Raw genomic sequence first — 21,460 nt, forward strand, 5'->3', positions numbered from 1 at the left:
TGCATAAATCATTCTGAATGCACTATATATGTTGTAGCGAGGTGAGTAGGTATGGCTTTGTTGTCAAAATCACGGGATAAAGTTGACTATGGACAGCCTTTTCATGTAGGTTTACTGGCACGGATGAAGCGGATCTGGACGGGCAATAATCGTCGGAAATTAGGTTTGCGCGAGATTTTGCTGGCGCTGGGCCCTGGTTTTTTGATTAGTGTGGGGTATATGGACCCGGGCAACTGGGGCACAAATCTGGCGGCCGGTGCGGGTTCTGGCTATCAACTGCTATGGGTAATCCTTGCAAGTAATGTGGTGGCGATCTTTTTGCAAATTGCTTCATCGAAACTTGGGATTGCCACTGGCAAGGATCTTGCTCGTCTGGTTCATGAGCAGTTTCCGCGTCCTGTTGTCATCTTCTTTGCGTTTACCTCGATCCTCGCTATTATGGCAACTGATCTGGCAGAGATTCTAGGTGGTGCCCTGGGCTTTAATATTCTCTTTGGTATACCACTCTTCGCAGGAGCTATCCTGACCGGACTTATCGTGATGGTGTTATTGGGTTTGAGCCGCTGGGGTTTTCGTAAAATTGAGTATGTTATTATTGGCTTTGTTTCGATTATTGGCCTGGCATATGTCTATGAAACGGCCCTACTCCATCCTTCATGGAGTTCAATTGCCTTCCATGTGGTTGTCCCTCAGGTCTCATCAGGTAGCTTGCTGGTCGCGGTAGGTATCCTGGGCGCAACCGTTATGCCGCACAACATTTTCCTGCATTCCTATCTATCCCAGCACCGTCTCAGTGGTCTATCTGCGTCACTCTCTGAGCGGCGTAAAGTCTTGCGTCTGGCCAAAATTGATACCATTGCGGCCCTCAATGTTGCCTTTTTTGTCAATGCGGCCATGCTCGTCGTCGCCGGATCGGTCTTTTATCAGCACATCAATCCTGACAAACTGGACCTGTTGACCGCCTATGTATCCTTGATTCCCGTCCTGGGCGTGTTTGCTGGCATCGCCTTTGGCATTGGTCTGCTCGCCTCTGGCCTCTCCTCATCCATGACCGGCACACTCGCCGGACAAATTGTCTTGCAGGGCTTTCTACAAAAACAGGTGCCCGTCTGGGTCTGGCGTATCATTACCCTGATACCCGCCCTTATCGTCACCCTGCTGAACTTTTCAACCGTACAGGTACTGGTCATCAGCCAGGTTCTGCTCAGTCTGCAATTACCCTTTACCATCGTCGCCGTGATTGTACTCTCATGTCGCCGTGACCTGCTCGGTGAATTCACCAACACTCGTACCGTCACCATCATTCAAACCATCATCGCCGTGATTGTCACCACCCTCAACATCTGGCTCATCTTAAGCTACTTACCCCTATAACAAAATAACAACATTGCCATTGGCACTCCAAGAGTTTTTTTATCTGTGCTGTCAAAAAATGAGCAACACTCATTTTTTGACAGCACAGATAAAAAAAGTACGGGCCCGTCAGGGCCCGAGTGTGGCCAGTCAGATATTCCTCACCAGGAGCAAAAAGCAAATCCCAGCACCGATAAAATAGCACCACATAGGAAATTTTCAACATAGCCCATCGCACGATGTGGCCTACTCAACCATAGTATTTCATGGCTGACTGTGCTAAAATTTTGCTAAACCAGGAATATACATACGACCTCTCATCATCCGAGCGATGATATTCTGTATAAGGAGAGACTTTTTTGGCAACTCACGAGAAAAGATATGTAATCATAGGCAACGGCGTCGCTGGCACCACTGCGGCCGAAACGTTGCGCAAGAATGATCCTACTTGTAGCATTCATTTGTTGACAAATGAGCGCTATCCACTATATAACCGTGTCTCATTGCCGCGTTTTTTGCAGGGTGTAATTGTGGAACAGAAAGTCATGATCCGCGATTTTGCCTGGCATGAGAAGCTCAATATTAAGTTGGTGACAGAGACACTGGTGAGCGGCGTCAATACGGAAGAGCGCGTGGTGCGCACCGAAGATGGCCGGGAGTTCCCCTATGATGCCCTACTGGTCGCCAATGGTGGCTGGGCCAATCCACTGAAGGTTCCGGGTGCGCAGGATACGAAACATATTTATAATTTTGTGACCCTTGATGATACGCGCACTATTGTTGAGCGTATGCTGGAGTCTAGGACGGCGCTGGCATATGGTGGTAGCTTTATTGCCTATGAGTTGTGTGATGGTTTCGCGGTACGCAAACTGAATACAACCTGGCTGATGCGTGGTCCATACTGGCTGCGTAATTCTTTGGATACCGATGGTGGTGAGGTGGTGGATAATATTGCCAAGAAATTTGGGGTTGAGGTTATCCATGGCGATGAGATCGCTTCAATTATTCCTTCCAATGGCGTACCCAGTTATGTGAAAACCAAAACGGGTCGCGAGATCCAGGCTGACATGGTTGGCGTTGGACTAGGCATTACCCTAAATACGCAGATCCTTGAGGGGTCGCCTATTGAGGTAAATGGTGGTGTGGTCGTGAATGAATATCTGGAGACCAATGTGCCGGGTGTCTATGCAGCCGGTGACGTTGCCAACTTCTACGATGCGACCGTAAAGCGCCATCATACGATGGGAACCTGGGATAATGCCAAGTCTCATGGTCAGGTTGCGGCCGTGAATATGGCTGGCGGCCACCAGGCTTATGTCGATGTGCCCACCTACACCAGTCCACTCTTCGATGTCAATATCGCCGTGGTGGGTAGCGCGGAATCGAACAATCCAGAGATGGAGACGATCGCGTTGCGTGAGCCAGGTGAGAAAGGCAATGAGAATTATCGCCGTCTCTTCTTCCTGGAAAATAAGCTGGTTGGTGTCCTGATGATTGGCAGTCCAAAGGGCCGTAAGAAATTGGTCGAGATCGTCAAAAATCAGCAACCGTTCGCCACCGCCACTGAACGTGAGGCCTTGTTGACGCTCAAATAAGATTCTTGTGCATTCTGGCTATGCTTAGCTGAAAATATAAGACATTCTGGATTTTAAGAATGATCTTGCGAATGAAGCAGGCACTTTTCCACTTGAAGTGGAAAAGTGCCTATTTTGTCGATCTCCAATATTCTTTTCTCTGGGTAGCACCATGCGAAGTGTAAAGCCACGAGTCAGCCCAGCCAGAAACGTACCCCTTTTCTAGACCATGACCAGACCAGCACTTACATTGATGTCTTCACCGGTAATAGACTGTGCTTCATCTGATGCAAGGAACGTGGCTACGTTGGCAACATCATCGGCTTGTATAAAGCGTTTCAGGGCTGTATCCCGTGTGGCCATGCTTCGTACTGCATCAATAGATACTTTCCTTAAAGCAGCTTGCTTTTCAAAGACGTGCTGTAGCCGTTCTCCTTCAACTGGACCTGGCGAAATGACATTGACACGTATGTTTTTCGGTCCTACGTCATGAGCAAGCGTTCGTGCTAGTCCAACCAGAGCTATTTTACTGGCAGCATAAGGGGTTCGACCAGGTAGCGGATGCTTTCCAGTTCCAGAACCGATGAAAATAATTGAGCCTTGTTCCCTGGCAAGCATAGAGGGTAGGGCAGCAGAACAGAGTAAAAAAGCGCCAGTTAAATTTGTTGAGAGTACCTCATCCCATTGTTCTGGATGTATTTCCCACAATGGTGCCGTTGGACCGGCAATCCCTGAATTAAAGACAACTGTATCAATGTGATCATACGTCTGAACTGTTTTTTCAACCAGAGCTTGAATACTTTGAGCGTTTCTAACGTCGGTTGGAAGCACCAGCGCTTCCTGATTTTGTGCCTGTATCAAACGCTGTGTTTCCTCTAGATTCTCCTTGTTGCGAGATGCCAGCACAACTTTAGCGCCTGCATCTGCAAAAGCGAGCGCAATGGCTCTCCCGATCCCCTGCCCACCACCAGTGATAATGGCGACTTTATTTTTGAGGTCCATCGTTTATCCTTCCTGATGGCGCTGTTCCCATTGGTCCATCCACGCGAAAATAGTATGGACATTTTCTGGCTCAGGTGTCGTAGATAAATCACGATACACTGCCATGACATTTGGAATCATGCGTTCGGAATTTTTCCATGATGCAAACATATCATAATTGATCTCGTATGCAGCATCTAATGCACTCATGCCAGCCTGGTAACGTTTGCTTGCTTCGTCAAAAATATAGAGAAAGTAATTTTTTAGTTTTTCTACAGCGGAAAGGTCGGTAATCGGACCATGCCCTGGAACTACTACATCAATGTCCAATGCTAATATTGTGTTACAAGCGGTAATCCAGTTTGAGATGGGGCCTGCCCATACAACTGGATGTGCTTCGGCGAAGACAATGTCTCCTGTAAAGATTACCTTCTCTTTGGGAAGGTAAGCCAGTGTATCGCCCAGGGTATGGGCGGGCCCTACCTCAAGCAGCCTCACCTGTTTCTCTCCCACCACAATATTTTTTTCTCTATCAAACGTCTCAGTAGGGAAACGTTGGCTAATGCCATTAAAATCAAATGCTCCCAGGCGTTTCCGTATGGGAGCTTGTGGTGGTGCTTTTTTGAGCATGTCAGCCATGACTTGTGGTGGAACAGCATGGCGCATTTCTTCTGCTGTACTTTTTGACGCTATAATAGTAGCTTCAGGAAATAGTTGATTGCCATTTGTGTGATCTCCATCGCTATGAGTATTTATGATATTCCCAATAGAGAGATGAGAAGTCACTTGTTGCTGCATTGTTTTATACATTTCGTGGGTAAGCTGTAAATCATAGAGCGTATCCACGAGGGTGTTGCTATCATCGCCAGTGATTAATCCAGCATTGCTCCATCCCCATCCTCCATCTGGTTGTAGATAGGCATAGATGCCATTGCCGATTTCATGTAATCCTTTAGTGTATTGCCATTTTTTTATGCCTGGCATAAATCTTTCCTTTCCATTTTTACCTGTTTCTATTCAGTATTATCGTTGCCCATTGTGAGTTATCTCATCAGGCAATTTGTTTGAAAAACCATATTTTTTATGTGATGTGTGTATGCATTCTGAATAGATCCAATAGTATCTGAGCTACAATCATAATTTTATGCTACTACAAAATATAGAATGTCGTCAACTAACTAATCTTTGTTGGAAATAGTAAATAACATTATGTATATATATTTTCTCTTTTCAAAAGAAAAAAACTGCTATACAATATCGTATGTAAACAACGCCTTTTTGATTGTTTGCAAAGCTGAGACTGAAGAAAAGGGAAGTTTTTCATGTTATGGAGATCATTTCAAGTATAATGGCAATGTAGAAGATAGGTTGAAGCAATAGCGGGCGATCCTCTCATCTAAAGATGTAATGTTTATCATGATACCAGGATTCTAGGACCACCTTAGTTCTCTTTTCCTATAATCTATGTAAAATAGGAAAATAAGCCTACTTTGATATTTTTGCCAATAAAATTATGTCTATTGATTTAATAGGGGTTAAGAAAGAAGGACTTACCAATAGATTTAAAGATGTTATTTTAAGTCTTTCTATGATAAGATGTTATTTATATTTGTAACCACCCGCTGAAAAGCGGGGGCTTGCACACGGACGAAAGGCTGTTTGCACGCCGAACATGACCAGACTCAGGCTTGAAACACAGCCTACGTGAAAGGAGAATGATATTTTCGCCTAAAAGAAAATATCAAACAATGCGTATGAACCTTTTTACTCGCTGGTGGTATAGATTTGCCTCTGTGGTGGAGACACAAACCGATCTTTCTTTTAAGGAAAAGAACGCTATCCGGCGTTCTCAAACCAGTAGCTGGATTCTTCTGGTGGTCATTATTTTAGTGCTTATTCCGATTCCCAGTCTTATAAGTAAGCCGTTTGCCCTCATTCCAGTACTTGTAGCTTTCGTTCTTGATGTTGTAGCTTTAATCCTTAATAAAAACAAACAGACGACTCTTGCAGGCGTTATTGCTATTTTTACGATTGAAGCTGGTTTGATTGGTACTATTTTATCTGTACCAGGTGGTGCGACTGCAATCAATATTCCCTTATTTGCCCTTCTGTTTCAGAGCATCATTGTTGCGGCGTACATGCTCTCACCGCAATGGTCATTTATTGTTATGGTATTCAATTTAGTTGTGACCTACATTATTTTTCAGTCGAAATTTCTTTCGCCTGCATTGAAGACGTTGTATGTAAACAACCCAACAATTCTCATTGGACTTTTCGAGGTTCAAATTATTGTGGCTGTCTTCTCTTTTATCATTGTCTCAAGTTCTAATCAGGCGATTGCTAACCTTGATCGATCGGAAGAGATTATTCAACTTGAACGCCGTGAGATTGCGCGTCAGGAAGAAGAGTTGGGATTAAAGCAGCAGCTAGAAAATGGTATTCAGGTTATCATGCAGACACATACACGTGCTGCGAACGGGGATTTTACCGCGCGTGCCCCGTTGAGTCAGGATAACATCCTCTGGCGTGTTGCCTATTCATTGAACAATCTTCTGGCTCGCTTAGCCAAGAATGCCAATCTTGAACAAGAACGTTTCAAGGAACAAAATGCGATCCATACGCTTGCACGTCATTTGCATGAGGGAACATTACCTACCCAGAGAACTGGTACGGCCGTGGATGAAATTATTGTTGCCTTGAGTTCTAAGGTGCCTAATCAGCAGTTCTCGCCTAAACCAGCATCACCGAATCAACAAACGCCACCTCCACCATCGGCTCCACTGCGGGATGGGAGGACTCGTAGGACTGTACAAGATGCTCCGCCGCCATCCCCTCCTCCCTGGAGATGATTGCAGCAAGGAGTTGACAACAGAAGTAGTTCTAGTTAACGCTTGAGCATTCAACCACGCACCGAATAGATAAAAGCATAATCTTCTTATGTTTTAGCATCAGCCTCTGGCTGATGCTTTTTATTTCTATGTCAATTGCTTTTTCGAGCTTGAGTTTGCGCGCCTGCGGCGCGCGAGGAGGAATTTTGTGCGGTGCAAGAAGTGCGCACTGCGCACTTCTTGCACCGCACAAAATTGGTATGGCGTGGCTGTGGAAGGGTGAGACTAAAAAATTGTGTATGGCGTGGCTGTGGAAGGGTGAGACTAAAAAATTGTGTATGGTGTTAGCTACGAAATGTTATTGTGTATATGTATAGTATTGTATATATGTGCTATATGTGGTGTCGTTACTTGACTGTTTGCTGCTTTTCAGCTACCGTAAGATCTGATAAGAGCTAGATAATAGGAGATGCTCCGTGGCGATAGTATGCAGTCATTGTGGGAAAGCGTTACCGCGAGATGATGCACGGTTTTGTACGAATTGTGGAACGCTGGTCTCAGATCATCCATTAAGCCCTCAAGCAAGCAAGGCAGCCAAGAGCGAAATGCCTGCAGAGCATGTACAAGAACAGGTAGCCCAACAGCCTGGTAAGGCGAATAAACCTGATACGACGAATGTGACTCCCTGGCTGGGCATTCAGGGACATGATGGGTCCAATGTAACTCCGTGGTTGGGCATCCCAGGCTATGAGGCGTCTGATGGACCGGTTGCTTCAGTGGCTCCGGTTCAAGAGAAGCATGAGCCTGCACCGGAGGAAAGCAAATCACAAAGTGATGTCACTCCTGCCGCTGGACGTGAGGTGGAGTCCCGTATTCCCAGCAAGCCGACTTCAGGTTCGCCCAGTAATCCTGGTTTGCCGAATGGTCCGCGTAAACCGGGAGGGGTCAGAATGCCACGTCCGAGTAGTGGTACCTCCTCCAATGATATTGCCTGGCCCCAGCCAATGACGCATGTGATGACGGGCAATGATACAGTGATAGAACGTAAGGATGCTGGCCAGGCCGAACTGCCTGTGCTCCCATCCACCCCTCAGCCGGAGCGCGACCTGCGTACGACGGTCTGGGATGAAACACCGGCCGCCAGTCCGGCGAAGCCAGGACCGGAGACGCAGGAAGAGCAGGTTGAAGAACTTCCTACGGGTCCTTTAACTGACTATCCACTTCCTCACAAGGGAAGCGCTGAGGAATCATCTGTTCCTGATTTACCAACGACGCCCCTTAGCTCGGTCTCGGCACAAGAGCAGCTGAAACAGCATGAGCAGGCACGTGCTCGGGCGGATCGGGCAGATATTGAGCAGATGCCGACAGCCCAGTGGCAGATGCAGGATGTAAAGAAGCCAGCGACTTCCAGTCCCTCGCATCCCGGTCATCCAGATGCGCTCAGAGATCACTCGGCACCGGGTTTCAATGAAGGACAGGCTGCCGCGATTGCGCCCGTGCAGGCGCGACCTGAGTCATCGGCGCAACCATTGACCCCGATGGCTCCAGCTCATGCTCCAAAGAGCAAGAAGCGTACGATCTTGATCGCAGCTATTGCACTGGTGATCATTTGTGTACTGGCGCTTGGCAGCTGGATTGTAGTGGCGCAACCGTTCACCGTTTCCGCGGATACCAATCCTGTGCAGGTTGCGACCAATAATGGTATCGGCGCTACCATCACGTATCCCACCGGCTGGAAGTCGCAAAATACTCGAACGGCCATGAATCTGGCTGATAGTAGCAATACAGCTCAAATCACCTTGACGCAAGGTGATAGCAGTGATGCGACCAAATATCTCCAGCAGCAGGCGACTCAACTAGGGATGACCAATGCAAAGGCTGGTGCCCCTATCTCTTTTGCTGGTCAGAGTTGGCAGCAGATCAGTGGGGATTTCCAGTTGTCTGGTGCTAACTATACAGGTACGCTCTATGCGACTACCTATAATAACCATCTCTATACCTGGAAACAGATTGCCCCTAAAAATGTTTTCCAGGATGAAGAACGGCTTGTCTTTGTTCCGGCGCGTAGCTCTTTGCATCTGCGCTAAAAGGTCTCACCAATATCTTTGAGGACTATCATACATAGTGTATGATAGTCCTTTTCGTGTCAGATAGGGTTTGATTGCCATGAAACCCATGCCCCCGCTGGTCATTTTTTTCGCGCCGCTGGCGCTGCAACGGTATGTGGTGTCAAAAACTGAGCAAAGCTCAGTTTTTGACACCACATATAAAAGAAGCATGGGCCCTTCAGGGCCCGAGTGTGGCTGGCATCACGCTTCTCGGTAGGAGTGGAAATCAAGCACTAGCCTGGTTGTAATTCATGCTGCATAGGTTCCCGGCCGAAGGCCATGTTGGTCACAGTTCGAGTGGGGTGTTTGAGCGGATATGTATGGTATAATGACTGTTAGTTCTACACACGTAGGCTGATACTATTTTGTCGCTGTTTCAATTGTATGCAGGTTGACGCACGGTGCCATTCAAGCGTGTGAACTGTATAGAGTTGTAAGATAAAATCTGCTAAACGCATTGGAGAAAGGAGCGCGTAGCTAGCTTGTCTGCTGCGCACACATACAGAACTACATGGACGATATACATTTCGAGCGCCATTTCCGCACTCCTCATTCAGAGGGGTATTATATTATGCAGGGAAATAACCTGCAGAGTAATAATCGTCTGGGGACGGTGGATATTCACTTCACGACCACTGCGGTCCATGGTACGCTGATTCTGGAGCGTGAGCTGGAGGAGGCTGACCTGACGAAGTTGATTGAGCAGATTGATGAAGATCTTGTTTTGTCGGCCGATATGCCGCGTGATGATTTTCTCGTGAGCGTGTATGTCGGTAAAGACGTTGGTTTCTATAGCGATGAATATTTTGCGGAAGAGAATAGTGATTCTCTTGATTTTGATGATGATGATGATCAGTCCATATAGTGAGGATTGGTCACAAAAAGAGCAGAAGAGGTTGCCTTTGCTAGTGTATGGCGGGCGCCTTTTCTGTTTTTTTATTTGCCGCCTACGGCGGCAGGGAGAGGGGGGAGAACCGGGGCGCAGCCCCAGACCCCAGGTTAAGGGCGGCTGCCCTTAACAATCCCGCTGTGTGAGCGGGGGCATGGACGATGTTGCTGGTTGGGGTTAGTCTTCGAGGAGGCCTCGGCGCATGGCGTATTTGACGAGTTCGGCGCGGCTGTGCAGGTTGAGTTTGTCCATGATATGGGTACGGTGGGTGTCGACGGTTTTGGGACTGATGATGAGGCGTTCGGCGATCTGGTTGTTGGTGTGACCTTCGGCGACCAGTTTCAGGATTTCGCGTTCGCGCTCGGTGAGGCTGCTATAGCTGTCGCGCTCTTCTCCGGTGCGTACACGTTGCAGGTAATCGCCTACGACGACTGATTGGGCCGTGGGCGAGAGGTAGAATTGTCCGCTTTTAATGACGTGGATGGCGGTAATAAGTTCGGTGTCGGCGGCCTCTTTGAGCATGTAGCCTGAAGCACCTGCGCGTAAGGCCTGGAAGACATATTCGTCATTTTCATGCATGGTCAGTACCAGGATTCTGACATCTGGTATCAGGCGCTTAATTTGTCTGGTGGCTTCGATGCCGTTGATGTCTGGCATGGTGATATCCATCAGAATAACATCCGGCTGAATTCTTTGTGCCTCCTGGATCGCTTGCCGTCCGTCCTGCGCTTCTCCCACAACGTCCATGTCTGGTTGGGCGTTCAACATCATTTTTAGACCGGCCCGTAGTATGGTATGATCATCCGCCAATAATATGCGTATCTTCATATTTTCCTAACCTTCATGCTATTGAAAAGCGATCGTGAACACTGCCCACGCCATTGAGCGGCATGCTTTCCGGGTAGCATGCATGCCAGTAAATGAATAAAGTTTTTTCCTATCAATAATAGCTGATATGCATCAGGTTCAATGTGTCGCAACCATATCAGATTGGGACGATGCCAGTTGGATTGGGATGTGGGCGCGTATGATTGTCCCTTTGCCAGGTTGTGAATCGATATCAAGGGTGCCATCCAGCAACTGGGCGCGTTCATACATTCCCACCAGTCCCCAGCCGCGTTCTTGTCCGATGCTGGGTTTCTTCTTCAGTTTCTCTACATCAAATCCATCACCATTATCTGAGATTGTGGCGTCGATGGCTTGATCATGTTCTCTTAAAATGACTTGTACTTTTTGCGCATGCGAGTGCCGTGCCACGTTCGTCAGGGCTTCCTGCACGATGCGATACAGGACGGTCTCGATTTCAGATGTCAGGCGATCCTTGAGGCCGGTGGTCTGGAAATCTACCTCAATGGCGAATTTCTGTTGATATTCCTTGATATACCAGCGGAGCGCGGGTAGCAGGCCGAGATCATCCAGGGCGCTTGGGCGTAGATCAATGCTCAGGCTACGAATAGCACGCAGGGTCTGGTGTGCCAGTTGTCGGGTCTCAGCAATGCGTTCACGGGCCTCTGGCGAGGTAATGGACTCTTCAAGGACGGCCAGACTAATCAACAAAGATGTCAACACCTGTGAGGTTTCGTCGTGGAGCTCGCGCGCCACGCGTTTGCGTTCTTCTTCCTGCGCGTTAATGATCTGAGCAGCGCGTTGGCGGTTGGCCTCATCGATGGCTTCCAGCATCATATTAAAGGTGCGCGCCAATTGGTCTGCCTGTGGATCGGTTCCAGTGAGCGGGGCCCGCATCGTGCGATCGCCGGCCTGTACCCGATTCATCACCTTTCCCAGATCCAGCAGTGGCCGAAATGCGAACTGCAAGAGTACAAAATTCAGCGCAATACTCACCAACCATCCCACTGCCACAAAGATGATCAGGGGGACGTAGGAAAACGTATTGAGTCTGGTGGCTAACCAGGTTCCTCCGGTTGCTCCCACAAAGATGATGGCACTATTGGCTAGCAGTACGCGGTTAAAGACTGATAGCTCGTTCATTGCGCCCAGGAATTTGTTGCTTTTGCGCGTATTTGACGTCATGAGTTCGGCATCGGGCATGGTGAAATCTCTTTTATCGACACTTTTTTTGAAGATAACAATTGAATATATTGTAATTGTATCGGTTATTGTGCCGAACGTCAAACCAGGATTCTCCTGTGTTGATCTGTCTAAGGGGGTCCTGGTGACATAGGACCCCCACTGCAGGGAAAAATCTTGTCTGTGACCAGTTCCAAAAAAATCAGGTATACCGCATAAAAAAATCAGGTGAGTACCTGATGCTTCTGCTTAAAGCGGGGAGTATCTTAGGTTTACATGTCTAGCGGAAGGTGTGAGATATCTGGGATAATCATCCGTCTCTCTTCCACTTAGTCTAGACAATCCATTATAATCTATAGTAAAGAGGGCAAAAATTCTAACTTCTACCATATGTTGATCTGGCTGGACATGAGAAAAAAGCCAGGCTAGATCAGGATGCTGACCCAAAATGTTAGCTAGAGGGGTACCAGTGTTGAGGCTCGTATGCTATAATCAGCGTCACATTGCAACAAGAATTTTGGCGATAATATCTTTCCAACCTGAGCAGGCCTTTCTCCCTTTTTCAGGCCTGATTCTTTTGAGGAGGCACAGTGAGCTCTACTAATAAAAGCTTACTCGACGTAGCCACGCAGAAGATCGTCGAGAGCCAAGTTTGGCGTTCCATCTTCCGCCATGGTTATCCAGATACTCCATTGAACCAGTCACTGGTAATGATGAGTAACGTATTTTTGCACCTTCATCCCGTTAAGGTTAGCCGTCAGGCGATGAAGATTACTTACACCTGGTGTATGGGCGGTATCTCATTTTTCCTGTTTTTGCTACTGACTATCACCGGTGTCTTTCTTATGTTCTATTATGTTCCAGACACCAACGTTGCTTATCAAAATATTAACCAGTTAAGTAGTGCTGTTTCATTTGGTCACCTTGTCCGTAATATGCATCGATGGGCGGCCCACTTGATGGTTGTGTCGGTAACCCTACACATGATTCGTGTGTTCTACCATGGTGCGTATAAGCCACCCCGAGAGTTCAACTGGGTGGTTGGCGTATTGTTATTCTTTGTAACGCTGTTCTTAAGCTTTACCGGTTATCTGCTGCCCTGGGACCAGATTGCGATCTGGGCTATTACTGTGGGTACCAACCTGGCTCCGTACACACCGTTGCTCGGCAACCCTGTCTACAAAGTTCTGGTTGGTGGCGGTGCTGTTGGTCAGGCTACGTTGATCCGTTTCTATGTTGGTCACGTGATCCTGTTGCCACTAGCCGGTGCTATTCTGATGGCTGTTCACTTCTGGCGCATCCGTAAAGATGGTGGTGAGGCAGGACCTCCTCCTCCTTCCCGTCGTGAATTGGAAGCCCGTGCTGAGCGCGATCAGGCTGTCGCTGGTACACGCGGATAATGAGGCGTACCGCAGTATGTGCTGCGGTACCATGAGAGGATACCTCTATGTCGATTGAACAGAAAGAACCAAAGGTACAGGCGCCAGTGGGGGCAACTCAGCGGCGTTATCGTACCCTGGCAGTTGTGAAGCAGGAAGCTATTACGCGTGTAGAGAAGCCACTTGAAGACTCTGTCTTCGTGTGGCCTCACCTGCTCGTTCGCGAGTTTTTCGCGGCGACTGCATTGATGGTCATGATCACTCTGCTCTCATTGGTTATTGATGCTCCTTTGCAGGAACCGGCGACACCGAATTCAACGCCGAACCCGGCAAAAGCGCCATGGTACTTCCTGGGCTTGCAGGAACTCTTGCACTACTTCCCACCGACCACGGCCGGTGTGCTGGTACCAGGTTTTACATTGGCCGCCCTTGCGGTGCTACCTTATATCGATCGTAATCCTAGCCGTGCTTATGCGGATCGTAAAGTTGCAATTGTAACATTCACTATGTTTGTTGTCTTCTGGGCGGTGATTACGCTAGCTGGTAGCTTCTTCCGCGGACCTGGTTGGCTCTGGGTCTGGCCATGGGTGCATGTCTACTTTGATTTATAGGCTGAGGAAAGAGGATTACTAACTATGAGTATTGATACACCTCCCATTTCACCGCAGCAGTATGAAGTACTGCATGGTGGTGGTGCGGAAGCTGCCGAGCTTGCCAAGCAGCGTATCTCACGCCGACGTTTCCTTCGCCGGTCAATGTTGGCAGTATGGGGTGTTTCGGCTACAGCTTCGGTTGCAGGCGCGCTCTACTATATGTTCCCTAATCTGTCGGGCGGTTTCGGTTCGGCGATTACCGTGGGAAAAGCCAGTGAGTTTAAGGCTTCAAAGCCAGCAGATTTCAAATTAGAGATTCAGGGCGTCTACCATCGTCCGACCGCACGTGCTTATGTCATTCACCTGGATCCTTCGACAGCCTTCCTGTTGAAGGGCGATGTCTTGAAAGAGCAGTTGACGTCGGAAAATGTGGTTAAAGATCCTAAGGATGGCTCCTATTGGATTGCTCTGTACCAGAAGTGCGTGCACCTGGGTTGTACCGTGCCGTTCCGTGACAATTGTGTGAGCTTTAAGTGCCCTTGTCATGGTTCCCACTATAACGTCACCGGTGAGTTCCTGGATGGTCCGGCTCCTCGTAGCCTTGACCGCTTCCAGATGGTGCTTCAGGGCGATGATGTGGTTGTGAATACGGGTACGATTAACTCGACTGTTGCACACCCGGATGCCACGACGAAGTTGATTGCTGCACCAACGGTGGAGTGTTCAGCGTAGCGCTGTGCATGATAAGTCTGACATGTGTCAGATATGCATTCGTAAACCAATATCTCATGAGCAAAGCTGTCTCTACAGGTCGTCTCGCTCTAACTGGCCTGGATGGACCTGCAGAGGCAGTGTGCTTTTGTGACAAGATAAAGATCGGTGAGAAACACCTTGAGGTTGACGCTCTCCATGGGCGAGGGACTGATAGGATGCATATCAAAAGGTGTGTATTATGGGAAATTTAGTACAAGCTATCGTGGGTATCGTCATCCTGCTGGTAGTCGTCGGTGGCTTGCTGTATATATTCTACTCAAAGACGAATACCGTCGAGAAAACGGGCTTTGGCTCATTGATTATGCTGGGCCTGGTGGCTCTGATGATCCCTGTTTTCTGGATCGTTGAGGGTGGAAATCAGGTTGAGGCTACGACGAAGCAGCAAAATCTTGCCATTGAACGTGGCATGCAGACGTATGCCCAGGTCTGTACAGACCAGTGTTTTGCGATTGACAATGATAAAGTCAAGGATGTGACCTATAACGGTTATACCATGGATTATTTTAAGACGGTAACCGATAATGAGCTGCGGCGCATTATCTCTGGTGGCGTCTATAATCCAAAGGCGGTACATCAGCCCGTTAACCCGAACGCGGTTCCGCGTGCGGAAGAGTATGGCGGTGGACTCTTAAGCAATGATGTTGATTATTTGATGGCTCTTATCCGTTCTAGTGATCCAAAAAACCACGAGAAGAATGGTTTCAATGATTTACCCGCGTACCTGCAGGCAAACAATACGAGTCTGTATAATGCCGCGGTAACCTATGGGAAACAAGGTCAATTTGGCGCGGCCAAAGATATGACCAGCCAGACAAATATTACGGTGGACATCGTAGATAATGGGTCCAATGGTGTTACCTGTCAGAGCCAGCAGGGCTGTTTTAGTCCGATTAACATGCAAGTGAAGGTCGGCACAAAAATTACCTGGGTGAATAAGTCGAAGCTTGCGCACACAGTCGTTGCTGTGCAGGGCCAGGATATTGCCAGTCCAAAACCGGCCAGCAATATCTTTGACTCCAAGAAGCAACTGGCGACAAATGATACCTTCACCTATACCGTGACCGAAGCGGCCTATAATGCCAATTCTGACACGCATCGCCTGCTGTACTACTGCTCGATCCACCCGGATATGGTGGCTCAACTGGTTATTGTGAAGTAAATGTTTCCATCGCGCCTCTCAAGGGGCGCGATGTTATTCCTGATTCTGATCGCTGCTCATGCTGTCGCGATGGATATGGACAGCATGTCGAAAGGAATTGCGATTCATGCAACAAGTGACGCAACAACGTGAGTTGCCAGAGCGAATATCGTGGGCACGTGCGATGGTTTTTGCCATTGGCTTTTTCCTGCTTGCCGCGATCCTCGTCGGGCAAATTCCCGGCTATGTTTATAATGCGATGACTGCATCCAGTCTGGTGGAGTTTGAGCGTGGTTCTTTGAGCCTCGGCTTGATCTGTCTGGCCTGTTTTGCTGTCGTCATGGTGATCGAGCTTCTGTTCGATCCCAAACCGCTTCTGCCTCCTGCGCTACTTGCTGGCGTTGGTGGTATTGTGACGGTGGTTGGCCTTGCTGTGACCATACTGGTTTCTGTGACCGGTTATCGGGATTTCCCCCATGCGGATACCAAAATTTTGCCTCTGCTCGGTGGGTACTTCCTCTGGTTCCAGCCAGACGCCATTGACCTGGTGGCTATTGGACTGATCATTCTCTTTGTGGGTGTGGCAACGGTCTTCTATAGTGTGCTGGCTATGGGCGAACTGCGCAATCCAGATCGCCGTGACCTGGGCACAACTCCAGCTATCCGTTGGATGATTATTATCTCCAGCCTGCTGCTGATTGTGTTCCTGTATTGCTACAACTATGATGTGGCCGGCGCTCTTTTCCAGAATATCGTGCTGGGTATTGCCGTCTTCCTGGCCCTGGGTGCTTTCGGACTGCGCTTACATTATTTGATGCGCCCGGTCCGCAAACGTGTCATGCCTGGTCTGTACGCGATTGGTGCGCTGGGATTAGCCCAGACCGGCGCTGTCTTTGTCCTGCTCTGGATTATTGCGTATCCTCTGCTGGCTCTCATTCATCCCTTGCCTGTGCTTGGACCTTACCTGACCAACTGCTTGCGTGCGACCGCTGTTCCAAACAGCTGTACCTTCTCGCAGGATGCTGGTTATATCGTGGATGCGATCGTTACCTCCAGTTTCTTTGGCGCCATGCTGGCTGCCGTCTGGGCCTGGAAGTCTAATCGTAACCTGGTTGTTGTTGGTAGTGTTGTGATTACTGCGGTCATCGCTTTGACCGCTCTGGTCATGCATACTGCTCCTACTGCCTTGCCAACGGCTATGATGCTGTGTGCCGGCATCTTGATTGTTGCCACCGTCTGGACCATCACGGCTCGCCGTGAGTTTGCCGTCGTTGGTGAGAACAATCTGGGTTGTCTGGGACAATGGTTAGTGATGGGCACCTGTCTGTTCGTCTATCTGGCCTCTTTTGCTTTCTTCTCGATGGCAAACTTTGCGGCGGAAGAGACGCCGCCCAATATTCCGAACACCATTCCTGGTACCCCCGCTACCGCCAAAGATGCATTCGTTATGCTTGCCCTGTTCGCGGTCCTGGGTGCCATCCAGTTCTTCTTCCTGACACGTAATCGCTATCGTGTCTAGACACCATTTGACAGTGAAAGCAGGGATGCAAGGGGCGGAGAGCCCCTTGACTGGGGGTTCGGGGGCTATGCCCTCGGCTTCCCCCATGTCGCCCGCGTAGCGGGCGACCAACCCATCAGTACCAGACTAACTTAAAAAAATGGGAGTGGAGATCAACTTGATCTCCACTCCCGTTTTTTTTGAGTCAGTCTTTCATTACTTTTTTTGCGCGATAGCAATACGCATAGGAGCTGAGCAGGAGCCCTTCGGGGCAGATAATTCAGCCTTCGCCCTGGAAAGCATCATATCGTAATCGGAGGCCGTAGCGATTTTCAGTCCAAGAATGGGGGCACGGACCGCTTCCAGCAGGATCAAAATATTTTTACCGGCCAGATGCCCTGACTGGCCTGCATAGTCACCCAGTGGAAACGTCACCTCTTTATACGAAATATTGGTCAGCCCTGCGTCTTTAAGGAACGTATCCAGGCGTTTCTTCGCCGCCAGATCGATATTACGCTGATTGCCAAACTCGATCAGCCAGCCCCATAAGGTTTGCAGCCCAACCCCGGCATTAATGATCATGCCAGGTTCAGCCAGCTCAATCCAGCCACCTGGTGTGGTCACGCGACTCATCTCATTGACCACATTCTGAAAATCAGTGACCGGCAAGGCACCAATCAAGAAACGCATATGGGTATAGTCAAAAGTCTGATCGGTAAATGGTAAACCCTTCAGGACATCGCGCTGTAAAAATAAAACGTTCGCTGGTCGCTGTGCCGCATCAAGCGTCGGTTTCACGATATCCAGACCAACAATATCGGCCGAAGGAAAGCTTTTCGCGATCTCAATTGCCCAACGGCCGGTCCCACAGCCAATATCCAGAACGCGATTAGGATGTTTAAGGGGAGCCACGTAATTTTCGCGCAGCATATAGCGGAAAACATAGTGTTGAAGGTCGAGGCGATCGATTTCCTGTTCGTCTTTGGGGAGCACGTAGGGGGCATTCTCGACATAATCGCGATCTCCAACTTTGACCAGGCGCTGATCGGCGTGTTCTACGAAGGAACCTTTAAGGCCCTTCCATAGCCACTGAAATAGTCCCATTGAGATGAACTCCTGCATCGTACAGATTGCTATCACCGCCCTCTGAAGTTCTATGGATAAGCTCCAAACTCCAAAAGGCATGGCAGAACCAGAAGAATGCATCAAGACTATGCGTACTTCTGGTTCTGCTTGATCATTTTGGATATAGTAACATACTTCTATTGGAAAGGTAAATATTTATCCATATTGCATGTATTTATGTTCCATATCCCCAGAATTGTGCCATAGAAGTATGGATAGTCGCACCTGTCATATGACCCATTTTAGAACAGACGAGATTGGCGTGGAGCGTGTCATTCTGGTCTGGGTACAATGGGGGAAGTTTGCTGAGGGGATGCGGCGCGGCCAGCGGTACTTTCACGTACAATGAGTTCAAATGAGGCTTGCGTCTGGCGTGGTTGTCCGGTATAGGTTTTCGCGATGCGATCAAGTAGAAAGGCCACGGCCAGATCGCCAATCTCCTGTTTATTGGGCGCGATGGTGGTTAACGAAGGCATGGAGAAGGCGCTCTCTTTAATGTCATCAATGCCAACCACGGCCACATCTTCTGGAACACGGTATCCAGCTTCGTAGAGCGCGCGCAGAGCTCCCAATGCCAGCAAATCATTAAAGCAAAAGACGGCATCAGGAGGCGTGCCAGAGGCCAGTAACTGGTGCATTGATTGAATGCCATCAATGCGATCATACGATAACGAGCGTGTGACCAGATCAGGGTTGTAGGCCAGGCCCGCTTCTGTCAGTGCTTCTCTATATCCTTGTAAGCGCAGACGGGCGGTATCACCGGCGCTAATTTCTTGCGCGCCGATAGCCGCAATGCGGGTTCGACCCAGGCTGATTAAATGGCTGGTCGCAAGGCGAGCTGCGGCTACATTATCAATTACCACGTGGTCATAAGGAACATTGAACAGGCGCTCGCCTAACAGCACAATGGGTACGTCCACACGGCGAGACAGAAGATCCTCTGCCTCTAACGCCAGAGGACTGAGTATGACGCCGTCGATCAGGTGGGGATACATGCCGTTGATTACCATCATTTCTTTGGCGCGCTCTCCATCTGTGGAATCAATCAATACGGTATACGCGCGTGCGTTTGCGGCGCTCACGACGGCTTTGCCAATATCGGAGAAATAGGGATTGGTGAGAAATGGGATCGCGAGGGCTACTATGCTTACATGACCCTGACGGAGATAGCGGGCTGGTAGATTGGGCTGGTAGTTTAATTCTTCCAACGCTTTATTTACGCGCTGGCGCATTTCAACCGTGACATGCTCATAACCATGGACCACATTCGAGACTGTTTTGATCGAGACGCCTGCCCTTCGCGCCACATCTTTCAATGTAACTCCCACATGAGGTCTCCCCTCTAAAATTTATTCTTGTGTTTAGTAAAAAGACTGTAGCATAGGCGTGCTGAGCTGTCAATTCATACCAGTTCTTTCATAAAAAACCACTATTGACAGATAAAGAATGTCGGTGGTATAGTATTTACAACGTTGTAAATACTATACCACCGGGCTCAATACACTACGCGCAATACATAGACGTGTGATGATGCATGAACATGATTGTCAGAGCAAGCGCCCATGGATGGTAATTTGGATTTATGGCGTTCGATGGCATATCAACATGACGACATGTTGTCATTGCTATTGATATCTATCTTACAGAAGGTAGGCCAGGCTCGAAGAAGAGATACTTGTATTTATGGAGGACAGAATATGCTTTCCAGGTCAAAGAAGATGATGAGTGTACCTGCACTCATGTTGACCGTGCTTGCCGTTGTGCTTTCAGCATGCGGTGGTCCAGGTGCGACGAATACGAACACAGGTAATGCTAGCAATGGCAACTGTTCAAATGTGCAACTCACCTTTTGGAATGCTTTGAGTGGCCCTGATGGCCCCTTTATACAGCAACTGGTGACCCAATTTAATACTGCTCATCCTGAGAGTAAGGTGAAGATGAGTATTATTCCTCTGAACAACTTCGCTACCAAGCTTGATACAGCGGCGGCGTCCAAAACACTACCTGATGTCGCGATCATTAATGAAGATCAGATTGCAACCCAGGCGTTCCGCAATGTAATTTCACCCATTGATGACGTTATGTCAAAGATCGGCTACACGCAGAACGATTTTCCAGATCGTGCCTGGTCGCAGGATGAAGTAGCGGGCAAACGCTATGGTATTCCACTGTTCATTAATCCCATGACCGCTTTTTACAATGAAGATCTCTTGAAAAAAGCTGGCCTGAGTAATCCTCCCACTACCGATGCAGACTTCCAGCGTGCCGCGGCCGCGATGAATGCCGGCGGCAAGCACGGTTTCCAGATTACCACTGGTTTCCCGGTCCAGCAGATCTTCCAACAACTCTTGCACCAGTTTGGTGGCAACGAATTCAATGCTGACAATACACAGGCAACCTGGAACAGTCCTGCTGGTGTTAAAGCATTACAATGGATGAAGGATGCCCAGAGCAAATACTCGCAGCCAAAACTTCCTGTTGATGCAGATGTGAACTCCTTCAAGACAGGGAACGTTGGCATGATCTGGAATGGTATCTGGCAGAATAGCAATGTGACTGGCGATGCTGTTGAATTCGCTGGTAAAGCGGCGGCTACCCCTCAGATTGGCTCGCAGCCCGCGACCTGGGCTGGTATGGGCTCGTTGACCATTCCTGCTAACAAGCAGAGCAACACCTGTACACGTTCGGCGGCCGCTACTTTCATTAAATACCTTGTCGATAATTCAGCCAAGATGGCCCAGGGTGGTGACCTGCCCGCTTATCGTAAGGCCCGCAACGATGCATCCGTGCAGAGCATTCCTCTGATGAAGTCGCTCTCACAGTCCGTCGAAAATCCTGTTTTCCCACCTTCTGTACCAGGTATCTCTGACTCCTTCGCTCCCTTGAGCAACGCCATCGGCGCCATCATGGCTGGAACCAGTCAGGATGTCAAGAAGTCCCTTGATACTTCTGTCAACCAGGCCAACCAGATCCTGAAACAGAATCAGCAGAAATATGGATCAGCACCGAAAAATTCATAAGCATGTGTCTGACTCCCATCCCAATGGGAGTGGTGAGTTTTTAGCCAGCCTGGGGAGCGCAGGCGCCCCCATTCTTGTTTTATTAGTTGGTGCAGAAATGGCGCATGCGCGCCATTTCTGCACCAACGAGAAAAGAGGATGTGAACTGCTACGCTACTGAAGCACAACGAGA

Annotated in this window: 17 protein-coding genes and 1 pseudogene; 12 read left to right on the plus strand and 6 right to left on the minus strand. The window is 48.8% G+C overall.

Translation table 11 applies throughout. From position 1 onward, the window contains the following. Positions 1 to 51: 51 nt before the first annotated feature. A complete protein-coding gene (locus tag EL633_RS17540) occupies positions 52 to 1,374 on the plus strand; it encodes an Nramp family divalent metal transporter (protein ID WP_126628426.1) in 1,323 nt (440 codons plus the stop codon). Between the two features lie 338 nt (positions 1,375 to 1,712). Beyond that, positions 1,713 to 2,948, plus strand: a complete 1,236-nt coding sequence (locus EL633_RS17545; RefSeq protein WP_126628427.1) for an NAD(P)/FAD-dependent oxidoreductase — start codon at positions 1,713 to 1,715, stop codon at positions 2,946 to 2,948. Between the two features lie 201 nt (positions 2,949 to 3,149). Here the strand turns inward: EL633_RS17545 and EL633_RS17550 are convergent, their stop codons facing one another. Both EL633_RS17550 and EL633_RS17555 read right to left on the minus strand, forming a co-directional pair. Continuing rightward, a complete protein-coding gene (locus EL633_RS17550) occupies positions 3,150 to 3,929 on the minus strand; it encodes an SDR family NAD(P)-dependent oxidoreductase (protein WP_126628428.1) in 780 nt (259 codons plus the stop codon). 3 nt (positions 3,930 to 3,932) lie between these two features. Beyond that, on the minus strand, positions 3,933 to 4,892 hold the full coding sequence (locus EL633_RS17555) for an MBL fold metallo-hydrolase (RefSeq protein ID WP_126628429.1): 960 nt from the start codon (positions 4,890 to 4,892) through the stop codon (positions 3,933 to 3,935). 731 nt (positions 4,893 to 5,623) lie between these two features. Here EL633_RS17555 and EL633_RS17560 point away from each other — a divergent pair. The 4 genes and pseudogenes from EL633_RS17560 to EL633_RS17570 all read left to right on the plus strand — a co-directional run bounded on the left by EL633_RS17560 (position 5,624) and on the right by EL633_RS17570 (position 9,709). Further along, entirely contained in the window at positions 5,624 to 6,757 is a 1,134-nt protein-coding gene (locus EL633_RS17560; RefSeq protein ID WP_126628430.1) for a hypothetical protein, read from the plus strand. A 455-nt stretch (positions 6,758 to 7,212) separates the two neighbouring features. Beyond that, positions 7,213 to 7,284: pseudogene (locus tag EL633_RS38165) on the plus strand (zinc ribbon domain-containing protein); the annotation flags it as partial. Positions 7,285 to 7,341: 57 nt separating this feature from the next. Then, the gene (locus EL633_RS17565) at positions 7,342 to 8,823 is read left to right on the plus strand and encodes a hypothetical protein (RefSeq protein ID WP_246039160.1); all 1,482 of its coding nucleotides are present in this window, start codon (positions 7,342 to 7,344) and stop codon (positions 8,821 to 8,823) included. Between the two features lie 592 nt (positions 8,824 to 9,415). Then, positions 9,416 to 9,709, plus strand: coding sequence for a hypothetical protein (locus EL633_RS17570; RefSeq protein ID WP_126628432.1), 294 nt, complete (start codon positions 9,416 to 9,418; stop codon positions 9,707 to 9,709). A 201-nt stretch (positions 9,710 to 9,910) separates the two neighbouring features. Here EL633_RS17570 and EL633_RS17575 read toward each other — a convergent pair whose 3' ends face one another. Beyond that, complete coding sequence (locus tag EL633_RS17575) at positions 9,911 to 10,561, minus strand: response regulator (protein ID WP_126628433.1); 651 nt, start codon at positions 10,559 to 10,561, stop codon at positions 9,911 to 9,913. Between the two features lie 138 nt (positions 10,562 to 10,699). Continuing rightward, positions 10,700 to 11,782, minus strand: a complete 1,083-nt coding sequence (locus EL633_RS17580; RefSeq protein ID WP_126628434.1) for a sensor histidine kinase — start codon at positions 11,780 to 11,782, stop codon at positions 10,700 to 10,702. Positions 11,783 to 12,351: 569 nt separating this feature from the next. On the opposite strand from EL633_RS17580, the gene extP reads away from it, so the two are divergent. The 5 genes from extP to EL633_RS17605 all read left to right on the plus strand — a co-directional run bounded on the left by extP (position 12,352) and on the right by EL633_RS17605 (position 17,164). After that, complete coding sequence (extP, locus tag EL633_RS17585; protein ID WP_126628435.1) at positions 12,352 to 13,161, plus strand: selenite/tellurite reduction operon b-type cytochrome ExtP; 810 nt, start codon at positions 12,352 to 12,354, stop codon at positions 13,159 to 13,161. A gap of 47 nt (positions 13,162 to 13,208) precedes the next feature. Next, complete coding sequence (locus EL633_RS17590; protein ID WP_126628436.1) at positions 13,209 to 13,751, plus strand: cytochrome b family protein; 543 nt, start codon at positions 13,209 to 13,211, stop codon at positions 13,749 to 13,751. Between the two features lie 24 nt (positions 13,752 to 13,775). Then, positions 13,776 to 14,465: a Rieske (2Fe-2S) protein gene (locus EL633_RS17595; protein WP_126628437.1), complete on the plus strand. Its 690-nt coding sequence runs from the start codon at positions 13,776 to 13,778 to the stop codon at positions 14,463 to 14,465. Between the two features lie 220 nt (positions 14,466 to 14,685). Beyond that, positions 14,686 to 15,666: a cupredoxin domain-containing protein gene (locus EL633_RS17600; RefSeq protein ID WP_126628438.1), complete on the plus strand. Its 981-nt coding sequence runs from the start codon at positions 14,686 to 14,688 to the stop codon at positions 15,664 to 15,666. Positions 15,667 to 15,772: 106 nt separating this feature from the next. Then, positions 15,773 to 17,164 (plus strand): hypothetical protein, encoded by a 1,392-nt coding sequence (locus EL633_RS17605; RefSeq protein ID WP_126628439.1) that lies wholly within the window; start codon positions 15,773 to 15,775, stop codon positions 17,162 to 17,164. Between the two features lie 195 nt (positions 17,165 to 17,359). On the opposite strand, the gene EL633_RS17610 is transcribed toward EL633_RS17605, so the two are convergent. Beyond that, positions 17,360 to 18,247 carry a class I SAM-dependent methyltransferase gene (locus EL633_RS17610; RefSeq protein ID WP_161982211.1) on the minus strand — a complete coding sequence of 296 codons (888 nt, stop codon included), beginning with the start codon at positions 18,245 to 18,247 and terminating at the stop codon, positions 17,360 to 17,362. A 293-nt stretch (positions 18,248 to 18,540) separates the two neighbouring features. Further along, entirely contained in the window at positions 18,541 to 19,596 is a 1,056-nt protein-coding gene (locus tag EL633_RS17615) for a LacI family DNA-binding transcriptional regulator (protein ID WP_126628441.1), read from the minus strand. 369 nt (positions 19,597 to 19,965) lie between these two features. Between EL633_RS17615 and EL633_RS17620 the strand changes: the two genes are divergently transcribed. Beyond that, positions 19,966 to 21,288, plus strand: coding sequence for an ABC transporter substrate-binding protein (locus EL633_RS17620; protein ID WP_161982212.1), 1,323 nt, complete (start codon positions 19,966 to 19,968; stop codon positions 21,286 to 21,288). Positions 21,289 to 21,460 lie beyond the last annotated feature (172 nt).

This window comes from Dictyobacter alpinus (assembly GCF_003967575.1).
GTDB lineage: Bacteria > Chloroflexota > Ktedonobacteria > Ktedonobacterales > Ktedonobacteraceae > Dictyobacter > Dictyobacter alpinus.